15 protein-coding genes and 1 pseudogene are annotated in these 13861 nt (G+C 51.9%); 3 read left to right on the forward strand and 13 right to left on the reverse strand.

The features are described from left to right. Window positions 1–5: 5 nt before the first annotated feature. The 6 genes from ahaH to N5910_RS06845 form a co-directional block, all read right to left on the reverse strand. Window positions 6–320 (reverse strand): ATP synthase archaeal subunit H, encoded by a 315-nt coding sequence (gene ahaH / locus N5910_RS06820; RefSeq protein WP_074359265.1) that lies wholly within the window; start codon window positions 318–320, stop codon window positions 6–8. A gap of 224 nt (window positions 321–544) precedes the next feature. Further along, window positions 545–1387, reverse strand: a complete 843-nt coding sequence (locus tag N5910_RS06825; RefSeq protein WP_261599457.1) for a citryl-CoA lyase — start codon at window positions 1385–1387, stop codon at window positions 545–547. 19 nt (window positions 1388–1406) lie between these two features. Beyond that, the gene (locus N5910_RS06830; RefSeq protein ID WP_261599458.1) at window positions 1407–2249 is read right to left on the reverse strand and encodes a fumarate hydratase; all 843 of its coding nucleotides are present in this window, start codon (window positions 2247–2249) and stop codon (window positions 1407–1409) included. A gap of 4 nt (window positions 2250–2253) precedes the next feature. Next, window positions 2254–3153 (reverse strand): U32 family peptidase, encoded by a 900-nt coding sequence (locus N5910_RS06835; protein ID WP_074359268.1) that lies wholly within the window; start codon window positions 3151–3153, stop codon window positions 2254–2256. 48 nt (window positions 3154–3201) lie between these two features. After that, window positions 3202–4521 carry an MmgE/PrpD family protein gene (locus tag N5910_RS06840; RefSeq protein ID WP_191216106.1) on the reverse strand — a complete coding sequence of 440 codons (1320 nt, stop codon included), beginning with the start codon at window positions 4519–4521 and terminating at the stop codon, window positions 3202–3204. A gap of 38 nt (window positions 4522–4559) precedes the next feature. Next, window positions 4560–5852, reverse strand: coding sequence for a tRNA(Ile)(2)-agmatinylcytidine synthase (locus N5910_RS06845; RefSeq protein ID WP_074359270.1), 1293 nt, complete (start codon window positions 5850–5852; stop codon window positions 4560–4562). Between the two features lie 21 nt (window positions 5853–5873). Here N5910_RS06845 and N5910_RS06850 point away from each other — a divergent pair, with 21 nt between their 5' ends. After that, the gene (locus N5910_RS06850) at window positions 5874–6809 is read left to right on the forward strand and encodes a transcriptional regulator (RefSeq protein WP_261599459.1); all 936 of its coding nucleotides are present in this window, start codon (window positions 5874–5876) and stop codon (window positions 6807–6809) included. A gap of 171 nt (window positions 6810–6980) precedes the next feature. Here the strand turns inward: N5910_RS06850 and N5910_RS06855 are convergent, their stop codons facing one another. Then, on the reverse strand, window positions 6981–7721 hold the full coding sequence (locus tag N5910_RS06855; RefSeq protein ID WP_261599460.1) for a hypothetical protein: 741 nt from the start codon (window positions 7719–7721) through the stop codon (window positions 6981–6983). A gap of 109 nt (window positions 7722–7830) precedes the next feature. On the opposite strand from N5910_RS06855, the gene serA reads away from it, so the two are divergent. Beyond that, window positions 7831–9399 (forward strand): phosphoglycerate dehydrogenase, encoded by a 1569-nt coding sequence (serA, locus tag N5910_RS06860; protein WP_074359798.1) that lies wholly within the window; start codon window positions 7831–7833, stop codon window positions 9397–9399. A 163-nt stretch (window positions 9400–9562) separates the two neighbouring features. On the opposite strand, the gene N5910_RS06865 is transcribed toward serA, so the two are convergent. Genes N5910_RS06865 through N5910_RS06880 form a run of 4 tightly spaced genes read right to left on the reverse strand, consistent with a single transcriptional unit; the run spans window position 9563 to window position 11921 of the window. Further along, a complete protein-coding gene (locus N5910_RS06865; RefSeq protein ID WP_084531254.1) occupies window positions 9563–9991 on the reverse strand; it encodes a Mov34/MPN/PAD-1 family protein in 429 nt (142 codons plus the stop codon). Window positions 9992–10047: 56 nt separating this feature from the next. Next, window positions 10048–10791, reverse strand: a complete 744-nt coding sequence (locus N5910_RS06870) for a tRNA(His) guanylyltransferase Thg1 family protein (protein WP_238337874.1) — start codon at window positions 10789–10791, stop codon at window positions 10048–10050. A 14-nt stretch (window positions 10792–10805) separates the two neighbouring features. After that, complete coding sequence (locus N5910_RS06875; RefSeq protein ID WP_074359274.1) at window positions 10806–11570, reverse strand: aspartate dehydrogenase; 765 nt, start codon at window positions 11568–11570, stop codon at window positions 10806–10808. A gap of 21 nt (window positions 11571–11591) precedes the next feature. After that, window positions 11592–11921, reverse strand: a complete 330-nt coding sequence (locus N5910_RS06880) for a PRC-barrel domain-containing protein (RefSeq protein ID WP_074359275.1) — start codon at window positions 11919–11921, stop codon at window positions 11592–11594. A gap of 294 nt (window positions 11922–12215) precedes the next feature. Here N5910_RS06880 and N5910_RS06885 point away from each other — a divergent pair, with 294 nt between their 5' ends. Beyond that, on the forward strand, window positions 12216–12938 hold the full coding sequence (locus N5910_RS06885; protein WP_074359276.1) for a tRNA-binding protein: 723 nt from the start codon (window positions 12216–12218) through the stop codon (window positions 12936–12938). On the opposite strand, the gene N5910_RS06890 is transcribed toward N5910_RS06885, so the two are convergent. Together N5910_RS06890 and N5910_RS09465 are read right to left on the reverse strand one after the other, a co-directional pair. After that, window positions 12935–13510 (reverse strand): radical SAM protein, encoded by a 576-nt coding sequence (locus N5910_RS06890; protein WP_261599461.1) that lies wholly within the window; start codon window positions 13508–13510, stop codon window positions 12935–12937. The genes N5910_RS06885 and N5910_RS06890 overlap by 4 nt on opposite strands. A gap of 29 nt (window positions 13511–13539) precedes the next feature. After that, window positions 13540–13758, reverse strand: a pseudogene (locus tag N5910_RS09465) (4Fe-4S cluster-binding domain-containing protein); the annotation flags it as partial. Between the last annotated feature and the right edge of the window lie 103 nt (window positions 13759–13861).

Consider the following 13861-nt stretch of genomic DNA (forward strand, 5'->3'; position numbering starts at 1 on the left):
TCACGCTACAAGATACTTTTCACAATAAGACTGGCAGCCTCAGGGACCCTGCCCATGGCCGCGGATTTCATGGTTTCAACTTCACGCTTTGCCTTCCCTGAAATGCTGATGGCCTCTTTCCTCGCCCTTTCCTCTGCCTCCATTATGAGCTCTTCGCCCTTCTCAGTGGCTTCCTTCTCTGCCTTTTCCAGGAGCTCCTGGGCCTCTATCCTGGCACTGTCAATGAGGCGGGATGATTCATCTCTGGCATCATGTATTAACCCGTCAGCATCATTTTCAGCCTTTTTTATGGTAGTGATAGCTTCCGATATCGTTGTCATTTAAACCACCCTTATAATGCAAAGGTCTATTTTGTGGTATATTTATCTTTTACTATTTCATTCGGAAATTTATGATATTTAACCAAATTTATTTCATTAACAAAGCCTTCATAATCCCTCCCTTGGTTAATTAGATTATCAGATGAAATTGATTATCCTCCTGAATGATACTGAAGATTCTTATGGCATATGGTGACCCCTGGACCGGCACTGCATCATCAGGACTATTCCGGCATCGGCTCTGAGTCCGTGGTCACCGGGAGATCCTTCTCTTCTTCTCCGTCGTAGTGTATTTCTTCGATGTCGAAGAATTTCCTGAAGGCGGGTTCCCTGACCTTCTCCTCGTATACGTGGGATATGAGTCCTGGCAGGCGTCCTATCATGAATAATCCTGCTCCTGTCCTCCAGTCGAATCCCATGTCCGAGAGTATTCCTGCGTTGGCGCCGTCAACGTTCATCCGGACGCCCTTCTCCTCAACAAGTATCTCCTGGACCTCCATAGCCAGGCGGGTGTGGAGTCCTATGCAGCTGTACTCCTCGGCCAGGTCAAGGAGCCTGATGGCGCGGGGATCGGCGTTATGGTACCTGTGACCGAAACCAGGAATCCTCCGGTTCCTCCTGAGGTGGTCGTCAACCAGTTCCCTGGCAGCAGAGGGTATATCATCCTCACAGCTGCATTTTGAGATGGTGTCCTGGAAGAGCTTCATGGAACGCTCAATGGCCCCTGCATGGTTCTTACCAAAGGCCAGGAGCCCCCCGGCGATACAGGCATGCACCGGAGAACCGGCAGAAGCAATCATACGCGCAGCCTGAGTACTGGGAGGAGTAACACCATGATCACAGAAGGAAACCAGAACAGCCTCCAGCATCCTGGCCACATTCTCAGAGGGAAGCTCACCCCTGATCAGAAGATACACCATCTCAGAAAAAGAAACACCACCAATAAGCTCCTCCTGAGAATAACCCTTGGTAACAATACGATTAGGCTCAACACGAGTAATAGAAGTCCTCCACTTTGGGGAACCCACCCTGAATACGTTTTCCAGTGATTCCTTCCCTATCGCCATTCATCCACCTCACTGAGATTTAAAGTTCTATTGTAGCCCTTCTGGGTTCCACGCAGCACGCCAGTCTCATGGAGACTATTCTAACACCGCTGGCACGCTGCGGCCCGACCTTCACCATGGATCCCAGGGCTGTTGTGGATCCCCCAAGACCCAGGGGCCCTGTTCCCATCCTGTTAAGGGATTCTGTAATGTATTCCTCGATTTCTGATTGTTCATCAAGGTTTCCTGTTGCCATCGCCCTGAGCATCAGGGATGTGGCTTCAAAATGAGTCCTCCCGACACCCAGAACAGGTATGCATGGTGTGCATCCAAGCATCGGGACCTCTGTTTTCATCCATGTTAGAACTTCCTCAAATACTTTTCTATAACTGTGCCTGTGGAAAACCCTCCTGGTCCTCGCCCTTATCTCGGGGCCTCCTCCAAGCATGAGCACATGGATCCTGACGCCGTCCCCGGGCACTGATTCCACAAGGAAGGGCGCCGGCGGGAGTTTTGCAGGGTCATCATATAGGCCGCGGCTCTGCTCTATCCTTTCAATTTCATCCCCCCGTACAGCCATCGGCCTCCCCGGAAGGCTCCTCAGGCCCTCCTCAACACCCTTCCTGATGAAGTTGAAGAAGCCCGCCGGTAGAAGGGCGTCCTCCCCCACCTCAACCATCAGGTGGGGTATGCCGGTGTCATCGCAGAGGGGTCTTCCCTCTCTCTCTGCTATCCTTGCATTTTCAATCAGAAGCTCAAGTATCCACGCAGATTTATCATCTTCCTCCACTTCAAGGGCCCTCTCATATGCCCTCATGATGTCCGGGGAGTAACCTGTACCTGCAGAGATAACGGCATCACGCACCCTGGCTGCAAGGTCCAATCTATCATCTCCGTGAGGGTAATGCGAGCTCCCCCCCTGATGAAAGGACAGCCTCGGGGTAGTAGCGTTCTATCATGTCCCTTACAAGGACCACCTGCCTTATCCTTTCACGGGCCTGGCTCTCGGTGGTGTCCCATCCATGGTGCCCTGCAACGGATCCCCCTGTCTTCAGGTACACTGGTGAGGCGTACCTTATGATGTCAGGGACCTCATAGTGCCTTATGAATCCTCCTGACGACCTGGGGTTTTCGGTGTGCACATCGATAGATACGTCCACGGCCTGCCTTATTGATGCCAGCATAGGTACCTGCAGGTCCCTTACAGGGTTAATTGAATCGGCGCCAATATCCTGGAGTAAACGTGCGGATGCAGGGTTTCCATGGCCGCAGTGGGCTGAAACCTTAAAGTGCATGTCGCCTGGAAGCTCCCCGTCCCCGCGCATCCTTCCAAGCACCCAGAGGAGGCCCTCATCATAGACCACTATGCCCCTGACACCCAGGTCCGCGGCCCTCCTGACATCCTCCACTGCATAGACAAGGTTATCGTATCCCCTTAGCCTGTAGCCTATCCTGGCGCCTTCAGGTGTCCTTGCAGAGGCGCTGGTGTCATAGGTTGCCCTTGGACCCACGCTCAGGAAGAGCTCAACACCTGCATCAAGTGCAAGGTCCACCATCTCCTGGATCTCGGTGTCTGTCAGGAGCATTATACCCTTCGTCTGGGTGATCCTGTGGACCTTAACATCGTTCTCTTCCATTGCATCGATGAGGGCCCTCATGGCGCCCGGTTTCTGTATCCCTGGAACCTCAAATCTGTACTGTCCACCGTCACCGAACCTCTTCTCGGATTCAGCGAGATGAGGCTCCCCTATCCCGATACTGTTAAGGTATCTGCGGGTTTCTTCCAAATACTTCACCTCCATTTCATTCTAACCCTGCATCACTCCTGTAAAACATCAGACGTCTGAGGGAGTCTGCTTCAGTTCAAGTCCATCCATGAGTTCACGGACGGTTACTGATGGGTTTTCCTGCAGGATTTCAAGTTTCTCCATCCGGTAACCCGGGTTGAGCCGGGAGAACTTCTCAACCACGTCCTCCCATGTGAATGGCTCCTCTGGTTCACCAGCCGGCAGGTCCCTGCGGCAGGTGTGTACCTCGCCGTTTTTGAGTCTGACCGTGACCTCCGCGGGCCTCCTGTCACCGCACCCCTCCATCAGGGGGTCTTTCCTTACGGTGATCTTTGATGCTGTTTCACCCACATCAAAGGCGTCCTGAAGGTTTTCAACGCTCAGCTCCCCCCTCTCAAGGAGAACCGCCAGGGAGACCGGGAGGCTCTGCCTGACGGCTTCAATGGTGTCGGGTGAGTAGTTATCATGCTCCGCCGCAACATCATAGGTTGATACGGTGACTGATTCTATCTCATGGGCCATGAAGCCCCTGGCTGCCATGATGTCTGCTGCTGCATCAAGCGCCGGGTGCAGGTGCCTGCATACAGGGTACCTCTTGAGGTAAACACCCCTTATATGGAAGGCGCCCAGTTCAGGCATCCCTGCATCCGACCCATCCGACATGGCCCTCAAGAATCCTTCACGGCCCTCGATTGCTGATTCTGCGCCTGTAAACCCTTCGGATGCCAGTAGGGCTGATATGATTCCTGACTGGGCCGCCCTCCCTGCGTGCAGGTGTTTCGCCATTGTCCCTGCATGGTCGGATTCCAGGAGCCCTGCGGCCTGGGTTGCTGCAAGTCCAAGGGCGCATGCTGTTTCATCAGCGTCAAGGCCCATTACCCTTGATGCTGCTGCTGCAGCGCCAATGGCCCCGCAGGTCCCTGTTGTGTGGAATCCCCTCATCCTGTGAGCAGGGTTTACAAGTATCCCCATGAAGATCGTCGCCTCATAACCCGCCACCATCGCCGTGATGAGGTCCCTGAATTCAAGGTCCATGTACTCTGCGGCTGCGAGGGCTGCCGGGATGACGCATGCGCCGGGGTGCATCCTTGCCAGGCGGTGGCCGTCATCCAGGTCAAGGTTGTGGGCGGATATCCCGTTTATGAGGGCTGCCCTTTCAGGTGCCCCGGATCCATGTCCGATGATGGTTGATTCACCCTCACCGGGGCCAAGGGCCTTCATGGCTATCCTGCTGCTCCTCTCACCGGAACCCCTCAGCGAGACGCCAAGGAAGTCCAGGAAGCATGTGATGGCCATTTCAGTGGCATCTGATGGTATTTCACTGTATGAGATTGATGATGTGAACTCTGCAAGCCTTCGGGTTATCATTGGTCCTACTATGTTGCCTTTAAATATAACCGTGATTGTTATGAATGCTGTGGTTTTTTATTAACACCGCATCCCCTGATCCCCATCCTCACAAGCTGCTTTGAAAGGTGCCTCCTTGCACATGTGGGGACCTCATAGTATCCCTCCACCAGTGACCTTTCAAGGACCCTCTTAACCTTTCTGGAATTTCTTACCCTCCTGCCGCAGGAAGGGCACTTGAATCCCTTGTCCCTGCCGGCGGACTTCATCCTCCTGCCGCAGGTGCAGAGGGGATTCTCCTCAACATAGAGCTCGGCTGCCCTTTCAAGTTTCATCTTCTCAATGTTGAGGGTCCCGTGTCTCCCTATACCCCCGTAGACCGTCAGGACGTCCCCGGGTACAAGTTCAAGGACCACCCTCCTGAAGTCCTTGGTGGGTTCATAGGCAGCACATTCAATCTCACCCGAATCATCGGCCAGGGTGAAGAAGACATGACCCCCCTCGATGACCTTGGGGGTGTCCCTGACCCTCCCACTGACACGGTAACATCCGAAGGCCTCCATTTCAGATATCCTGTCAGCCTCCTGGATGTGCTGATCGGTGTGCTGGTTTGTCTCGAATATGCAGAACCTCTCGATCTCCTCGCCCACCTCAACAAGTTCCATGGCCTTCATGAGGACCTCAGGGGACTCCCCCCTTATACCGTAGAGTATGGGGCAGGGTGTGTGGGGTTCGATTGCAAGGTAATCACCGTCAATGTTATCGAAGGTTTCATCCCCCGTGATTTCATCCATCCTCCTCACAGAGTCGGGGTCGATGCGGCGGGGCCTGCCATAGTTTTCAGGGACCCTGTAGGTGAGGAGTTCATAGGTCCTGTCATCCAGGGGGCATCCTATGGCTGCAAGGGCCCCTATAATACCCCTTCCCTTCTTGAAGCCATGGACCTCCGCCCCTGCCTTCTCTGCAACACGCCGGGCATCATCAATTTTAAGTATACTCCTTATTGCCCTGAGGGAGAAATCCCTCATCTCATGGGTGATCTCCCCTGTATGGAAGACTACGCCGGGGTTGGTGTTCTCGTTCTCAAGTTCAGCCAGCCCCTCCACCTCCCTGAGGACCAGGTCCCTTATAACTTCCAGCTCCCCTGATGACGCTGCCAGCACAGTGAAAGCAACGGCGCCGTTACCCCTGGTCTTGTGGGGTGCGAAGGGGTTGAGTCTTATGAGGCGCGGGTAGCCCTCAAGAGAAAAACCGCAACTTTTAAGTTTCTGGATTATTACACATGATACATAGGTAGTGCACATTCCCTGGGGGGAATCTGTGTCATCTATACCGACATGAATTCTGCACATCACATCACCTGGTGATCTGAATTGGATAAATCTGTTAGAAGGGAACATGTATTAAGGGAAATACATGGGCTCCTTGCCAGTAATGGCTTTGAAACCTCCGGTATATATGAGCGGAGCTGCTTTGACCTCATGGCAAGGAGGAAGCTGTTACTATTATTGCTCAAGGTCCTTGTAAATATTGATGGTATAAATAGTTTGCAGGCCCATGAGATAAAGACCATCGCACACACCTTCCTTGCATCACCACTCCTTGTGGGTGTTAAGTCAAAGACAGAGTATCTTGAAGAGGATGTGGTCTATGAGAGGCACGGCATCCCCGTCGTTGCACCTGAAACCTTCAGGAATATGGTTGTTGATGGTGAATACCCTGAGATAATCGCCGACAGGGGAGGGTACTATGTGCACATCGACGGGGAGACCCTAAGGAGGGTGCGTGAGGAGTACAACCTTTCACTCAAGGACCTGGCAGACCTTGCCCATGTCTCCAGAAAGACCATATACAAGTATGAGAATGGTCTTGCACGTGCCTCGCCTGAAACAGCCATGATACTGGAACAGATACTTGATATAAGGATAACGCTCTCAATAGACATCTTCGGGGCCCCTGAAAGGGAGGATATTGAGATAAAGCCATCAGGCAAGCTTGCGGATATAGGGTTTGGCATGATCGAGACCCGTAAAACGCCCTTCGATGCCCTAGCAAAGGAACTTAAACTTGACAGTACGGTTATAACAAACCTTGAAAAGGAGAGGGACCCCAGGACCCTTAAAAGGATGGCAATCCCCCTCAGGGACCTTTCACTGGTCAGTGGATCCGACTCGGTTTTCATAATCGACAACCCCAGGATAAAGGAAAACCTTGAGGGCATCCCGGTCATTAAGAGCTGGGAGATCAATGATATGGAGAGCAGCAGGGAATTCCTCAAAGCCCTAGCAGAGAGAAAGGATTACAACTGACCCCCCAGAAGGAACACCCTCAAAGCCATAGCAGAATGAAATCAGAGCTGCCCGCTGCAATTGACTTTTCCTGATTTTTAAGCTGAGTTCTGGTCAGCTGATCATTAGATAACCTGGATGATTTTAAGGGTTCCATCAGCTTAAAGGAGTTCACAGGTTAACAGTACATTTCTACCTCCCGAAGAGTTCTCCGAAGGTCTCAAGGGCCTCGGCAGGTGACGCCACACCCAGGGTCACCATGTCAACGTAATCTATCCCTTCAAGGAAATCAAAGGCCTCCACCGGTGACAGTATCCCTGCTGCAAGGACCTTCTCTGCAACAACCGTCCGGCCGATTTCCCCCAGGAGTTCCCCGAGCCTTCTTCGTTCATCCTCAAGGAACATGGAGAAGTCCATCATGTAACCGAGACGGTTCAGGGGTATCATGTAGAGTTCAAAGTTATCAACACCCTCCTCAAGGAGCCTCACGGTGGTCCCCGATGGCATGGTTGTTATAAGGCCCCTGAGCATCCCATCAATCTCATCAAGGAGCTCCGACACATCTGATGCCGGCATGAGATCAGTGTAGTGTTCATCAAGGAGTGCTGCTGAGGCTCCGAGTTCAGAGAGGACTTCAAGGTCCTCCTGGAAGTGGTCGGGTCTCAGGGTTCCCATGATCTCAAATTCACACCCGGCATCAGCCGCCATCACAAGGGCCTCAAGGACAGGGTCCTCCGGGATCAGCTGAAACCCCCTCACACCGGCCTCATAGGCCCCTAACATGACATTCGCAATGTTTCCAGGCCTCCTCTTAAGATCCATCTGGTACAGCCTTGAACGGTGTCCGAAGTACTCTGCAGCGACAAAGGGTGCGCTTCCAAGGAATGCCTCAGGCATCTCCACTCCGTCAACTCTCACCGAACCATTGAACATTAGCCGCTCCTCCAACCAAAATTATAATATACACTACCTCTATAGATTCTATCCATATCATTCTATATGTCTATCACTGTGATAAGTGTGGTGAATAATTATGCGTGAGATGAAAGTGCTTATTGCTGATTCCATCAATGAAAAGGGAATATCAGAACTTGAAGAGGTGGCGGAAGTTGTTGTTAACACCACCATAACCCCTGAGGAACTCCTTGAAACAATAAAGGACTTTGATGCCATCGTTGTGAGGAGCCGGACAAAGGTTACGCGTGAGGTTATAGAGGCAGCCCCCAGGCTCAAGATAATCGCAAGGGCCGGTGTTGGCGTTGACAACGTTGATGTGAAGGCCGCCACCGAGAGGGGTGTGATGGTGATAAACGCCCCTGAATCAACCTCAATAACGGTTGCCGAACACTCAATAGGCCTTATGCTGGCCCTTGCCAGGAAGATATCCCTTGCAGATAAATCCGTTAAGGAGGGTAAATGGGAGAAGAACAGGTTCATGGGTATTGAGCTCAACGGAAAGACCCTCGGGATAATAGGCATGGGCCGTATAGGTTCACAGGTCGTTGTAAGGACAAAGGCCTTCGGCATGGACATAATGGTCTACGACCCCTACATAAGCCGTGAGGCTGCCGAGGAGATGGGTGTCACGGTAACAGACCTTGAAACCCTCCTCAGGGAATCCGATATAGTAACCATCCACGTGCCCCTCACACCTGAAACAAAACACCTGATCTCGGATGAAGAGTTCAAACTGATGAAGGAATCCGCCTTCATTGTGAACTGTGCCAGGGGAGGTATAATCGATGAGGAAGCCCTCTACAGGGCCCTTAAGGATGGTGAAATAGCCGGCGCAGCCCTTGACGTCTTCGAGGAGGAACCCCCTGAGGGAAGCCCCCTCCTTGAACTTGAAAACGTGGTCCTCACACCCCACATCGGCGCATCAACCTCAGAGGCCCAGAGGGATGCTGCTATAATCGTCGCGAATGAGATAAAGACGGTTTTTCAGGGAGGAACCCCCAGGAACGTCCTTAACATGCCGGTGATGGACTCCGAGACTTACAAGTTAATGAGGCCCTACCTTGAACTTGCAGAGAAGATTGGAAGCATCCTTGTGCAGGCCCTACCAGGTAACATAGAAAAGCTCGACGTCACCTACTGCGGTGAACTGGCGGATATGCAGTTCGACATCCTCACAAGGACCATGCTCCAGGGTATACTTAACCCCATACTCACAGAGCCCGTGAACATGATAAACGCGCCCTCAATTGCAAAGAAGAGGGGAGTCATGGTGACGGAGGCCAGGAGGTCCGAGTCAGATGGTTACAGGTCCATCATAATGGCCAGGGCCGTCTCTGACAGGGGCGAGTTCAGTGTTGAGGCCACCCACATCAAGGAACCCACCATCATAGGTATAAACGGTTACAGGGTTGATGTGAAGCCCGAGGGCACCATGATAATAGCACGCTACAGGGACCTCCCGGGTACAATCGGTGCCATAGGCACCAAGCTCGGTGAGCACGGCATCAACATTGCAACAATGCAGGTGGGTAGAAGGGAAATCGGCGGCGAAGCCGTCATGGTCCTCAAGGTGGATCAGAGCGTGCCATCTGATGTCATAGAGGAGATCAAGAAACTGGAAAACGTTGATGACGCGGTATCAATAGAGCTTTAATTACCCTACAGCTGATGGTGCATCATTCAACATATAATTTATTTTATAATTCTGAAATCCATGGAAAGGGCCCGGAATCACCTGCATTTGATGAATGCCCATGAATCAATGAAAAATACTTTTTACTGGCCGAATCCATTTTTTTAACTGCTCATTTTCAGGTTCAGTCAGCAACCTCAAAGGCAACCGGGACTCCGTTCCTGGTGTAGGCGGCCACAGTCTCCCTCCTGTAGGGGTAGGCTATTATCATATGGAATATGCCATTTGATGAGAAGAACCTTATATCGGCGGGTGATGGTGCGTTTGATGGTCCCGGGTGTGAATGCACGGAGCCAGCAGCCCCTGTGAATGGTGGCAGCATGAGGACGTCCATAACAGCGCCCTCATCAGATGTCTTGGATGGAAGGAAGATTAGACCTGTTACGTGGAGGGTGTCGCCCTCCCTATGGCCCTCAAGTAGGGCTGCGAACTCCCTTGGATGTGAATTCCTGGCAATTTCAAGGGCACCCTCCATAACTCCTGAATCCACGATGACCCGTCTTACCGGTTTGAAACCAAAGAGTGAAGCCATTATTTTATCAGTTAAACCCATCCCAATCAATCGACCCTGATAAGTTTTTTTCTGTAACAACCCCAAAAAAAATCCAATCAACCAGTCCTGATAAGTTCCCTGAAGAATTCTCCTGTGAAGAGGGGTAGGTCCATGTCAACAATGGTCCTCATCCGGGACGCTGTGACCCTCTCATCACGGAGGGGGTTGTATCCCTCAACCTCAACAGGCCTCCTGTAGACACCTATACCCCTCCTCTGCCATGATGGAACCCTCGAGATATTTATACCCCTCTCAAAGAGCAGGTCATGGATGCCCTCAGATTTAAGGCCCTCAAGGGTTCTGACAGCCTCTTCCTTTCCCATCTCAGCCCTCAGGGTCCAGTAGGCGTATCCGTTGAGGCAGTTCCTCCATGCCTCGCTCTGCCTTGACCTGAAGTACTCCTGAACTGCACCACCTGCAAGGGGTATGGTCCTGCAGTCAAAGGAAACCGCCTGGTCCAGTTTGAATCCGAGGCTCAGTGCTTCAAGGGTGAATGAGGATGATGCGAGGGCTGCGAATACAGAGTCAAGCTTCTCCACCCTCCCTGAAAAGGGGACCTCTGAGAGGAGGATGTTTATCTCATCTGAGAATGTGTATATGAATGCCGGGCTGAACTCCTCCATGATGTCCATGGAAGTGGCCGCCATGATGTCCCGGAAGTTTTCATCGTAGGGGCGGGTGAATCCAAGCTTCTCTGTGAGGCCATGGAATCCTCGGCCGTCAAGTCTGAGCACAACCTCTGCTGATGGCGGAACCCTGAGACTGGAATAGGTTTCATGTGAACGCACATCAAAGACCATGAAAGACTCCCCTCCTATGTCCCCACATGCATGTTCTCACTGAGGGACTTGAGGAGCCTTATGGCAGAGTATGCTGCCATCACGCTTGTCTTCGGATTCACGGAGCACCTGACATTCTCGGTTATTGTCTTGAATTCTCCGAAGTCCCCCCTGACGGTCACCTCATGGACGTTGCGGTCAACTACCGGGTCAGCGATGATCTCAACCTCTATATCCCTGTCACATGCAAGGCTAAGGGCGGCTGCCACGTTTATGTTGAGAGGGAACCTTTTAACTGCCTCCGAGGCCCTCCCCCTGTAGAGGACCTTCTTTTCATCCATACTTATCCCGAGGGACCTTGGGGGCTTCCTTGTGACAAGTTTAACAGATTCTATAGTTCCCACGGAGGCTGCCTTTAAACCATCAAGGCCTACGATTGCCCCTGAGGGTACATGGATGGTTGCATTGTTGCGTGATGCCGTCTCCTCCAGCATCTTCCTGAGTTCAGGGTCCATGAGGGCCCCGACGCTCATCACCACAACGTCCCTTCCTGCCTCCAGGACCACCGGGACCAGTTCCCTCACCGCCTCCGGTGAAGCGGCCTCAACCACAAGGTCAACCTCGGGTAGCATGTCCCTCACATCAAGGACCGCTGTTCCATCAACCATTGAGGCAAGGTTCTCAGCCCTCTCAAGGTCCCTGTCATAGAAAAAGCCCAATTCCACAGGTACCCTGCCATCCCTCACGAATCCCGTTATAAGGTTGGCTATGGCACCGCAACCAAGTATACCTACAATCATCCATATCCCGGAAAAAATGAATTATGATTCAAGGGGGCTTGCAGCCTTCTGGACAGAAACATCAGGTGATATTATGAGTATATCCCCAACTGCCTGGACCCTGTCATAGTTTATATCTATTATACCCTCCTCCTGGATGGACCTTATCTCATCGGATTCAGGCACTATCCTTATACTGGTTTTCAGGACATCCTTGATTCCAACGTTCTTCTTATCATGCCTCATGGGACGAACCTTGAGTGTTGAGACACGTCCCTTCTTTATATTCAGGACGACATCCTGAACCCTTCCAACATACTTGCCCCTTGAGGTGTATATTTCAAGTCCATAGAGATTGGATAATTCAACCATTTTTCCACCACCAGACAGTTAAAGAGGGATTCACCCTGAATTAACCCGTAAACTCTTAATTTATATTTCTGTTCATAGCTTAAATACTTATAGGAAGATTAATAATCAGCTGACAGGATAGTCCGCGAAAATATTAAGGACCTGTTTATGGGAAAATAATAATCATCTAAGAGGACTGTCCATGAAAATGATTAAAAACATGTTTACAGGAAGACAACCCATCCAATAAGGACCGTCCATGAAAATGATTAAGGACCGGTCAATAAGGTTTTCTTATCATGAAAGGTGAACTGTATGTGGGATACCAGCAAGGATTACAGACTCATGGTTGCACTGAAATCGGTTGAACTCTTCAGGAGAACCCTTGAAACAGGTAGCTTCAGGGGGCAGTGGAAGAAGAAACTGGCTCTCACCACAGCCGGTGAAATCGAAAGGACGCTGCAGGGCATCCTCTACTCCTACCTTGAACCCGGGGAACTTGCAGGGTCCCCTGAAATAGAGGGGGTCATGGAAAAACTTGACGTCATCGTGGAGGCCCTTGGTGGTGAGGACTGGGCCATGAAGTTCGCCTCTGAGGCCGGAAAGGATGACCGGGAAAAGGTTGAGGAGAACATTGCAAGGGTCAGGTTCTTCCTGAACACCATCGGCAACCTGAAGAAGAGGCTCATGCTTGGAAAGATAGCCGACCCTGTGATTGGAGTTGATATCCTTGCAGGTGAGGTTATGAGTGTTGGGGGGCATCCCGGGGCGGATAAGCTGCAGGTCTGCAATGTAAACATTGGGGGAAGGGCCCTTAAGGTCGTTACAAATGACCCTGACGTCCGTGAGGGTGACCGGGTGGCCGTTGCCCTCCTGCCCCCTGAGAACTTCATGGGGATAACAAGTGAGGGCATGTTCCTGGGGGTTGAAGGCGTCCTCAGGGACGTTAAGGGGGAACCCGGAGAGATGCCCAGGGGCATACCCCTAGAGGCCCTCAACGAGGCAAGGAACCTTGTGGAGGAGTTCCTAAAATCCTAACTATCCCTCCAGGGCTCCCTGACCATCGCCCTGCAGACTGTGTGCCTGCAGCTTCCACAGTCCCCTGGGAGGTCACAGCCCTTCCCCCTGAGTATGGATTCAAGGTCGGCCTTAAGGAGGGGATAGTGGCCTGAGTAGTCAACCCTTTCCAGTCCCGCAGCCCTGCATTCCTCAACGAGTCTCTCCATGAGCCTCCTTTCAGGGCCCCTGTGGTAGTAGAGCATGAAGTTTGGTCTGAATCCTATGAGGCGGTAGGGGACCTCAGGGTTTATCTCTGCAAGGAAACCTGCTATTTCAGGTATCTCATGGTGGTTTATGCCCGGTATCACAACCGTCCTGAAGATCCTGATCCTTTCAGGGAACTTCCCTGCAAGGTACCCTGCATTCCTGAGCACCGGTTCTGATGGTGCGCCGGTAAGGTTCCTGTGGAGTTCATCTGACAGTGCCTTTATCTCAAAGCTGAAGAGTGATGTGAAATCAAGGAGCCTCCTGAGTGTTCCGGGTGTGCAGAATCCATTTGTGGCGAGGATGAACTCCGCGTCGGTCCTCTTTCTCTGGATGTGTCTGACCATCTCCTCGATGTATGGGTGTGTATGGATGGCTCACCCCCGGTGAAGCTCACCCCTGAAAGGTTCCTGTATTCAAGCTGCTCAATGGCCTCCCCTGCAAGTTTTTCAGGGCTAACGTGGCCACGGTAAATCCATCCTGATTCAGGGTACTGTGATATCCTGTAGGCGTTACAGTATGCGCATCTGAAGGGGCATGAAAGGAGGGTTACTGAGAAGGTCCCTAGACCATCGCTTATGCTTGTGTAGGCTATCTCTGTCTCTGAGGCCCCGCAGACTCCCTTTCACCTGCGAGTCTGTCAGCACCACACCTCCACCCACAGAGTCTGCAGCTCTTAAATTCATCCATAAAAAGTA

The sequence above is a fragment of the Methanothermobacter wolfeii genome (assembly GCF_025397995.1).
Classification (GTDB): Archaea; Methanobacteriota; Methanobacteria; order Methanobacteriales; family Methanothermobacteraceae; genus Methanothermobacter; species Methanothermobacter wolfei.

Coding starts and splice junctions, on each gene's coding strand:
- N5910_RS06890 (WP_261599461.1), bottom strand. CDS start 13,510: ATGGTCAGACACATCCAGAGAAAGAGGACCGACGCGGAGTTCATCCTC.
- ahaH (WP_074359265.1), bottom strand. CDS start 320: ATGACAACGATATCGGAAGCTATCACTACCATAAAAAAGGCTGAAAAT.
- N5910_RS06875 (WP_074359274.1), bottom strand. CDS start 11,570: ATGATTGTAGGTATACTTGGTTGCGGTGCCATAGCCAACCTTATAACG.
- N5910_RS06870 (WP_238337874.1), bottom strand. CDS start 10,791: ATGGTCTTTGATGTGCGTTCACATGAAACCTATTCCAGTCTCAGGGTT.
- N5910_RS06880 (WP_074359275.1), bottom strand. CDS start 11,921: ATGGTTGAATTATCCAATCTCTATGGACTTGAAATATACACCTCAAGG.
- N5910_RS06840 (WP_191216106.1), bottom strand. CDS start 4,521: ATGATAACCCGAAGGCTTGCAGAGTTCACATCATCAATCTCATACAGT.
- N5910_RS06855 (WP_261599460.1), bottom strand. CDS start 7,721: ATGTTCAATGGTTCGGTGAGAGTTGACGGAGTGGAGATGCCTGAGGCA.
- N5910_RS06825 (WP_261599457.1), bottom strand. CDS start 1,387: ATGGCGATAGGGAAGGAATCACTGGAAAACGTATTCAGGGTGGGTTCC.
- serA (WP_074359798.1), top strand. CDS start 7,831: ATGAAAGTGCTTATTGCTGATTCCATCAATGAAAAGGGAATATCAGAA.
- N5910_RS06885 (WP_074359276.1), top strand. CDS start 12,216: ATGTGGGATACCAGCAAGGATTACAGACTCATGGTTGCACTGAAATCG.
- N5910_RS06845 (WP_074359270.1), bottom strand. CDS start 5,852: ATGTGCAGAATTCATGTCGGTATAGATGACACAGATTCCCCCCAGGGA.
- N5910_RS06865 (WP_084531254.1), bottom strand. CDS start 9,991: ATGGGTTTAACTGATAAAATAATGGCTTCACTCTTTGGTTTCAAACCG.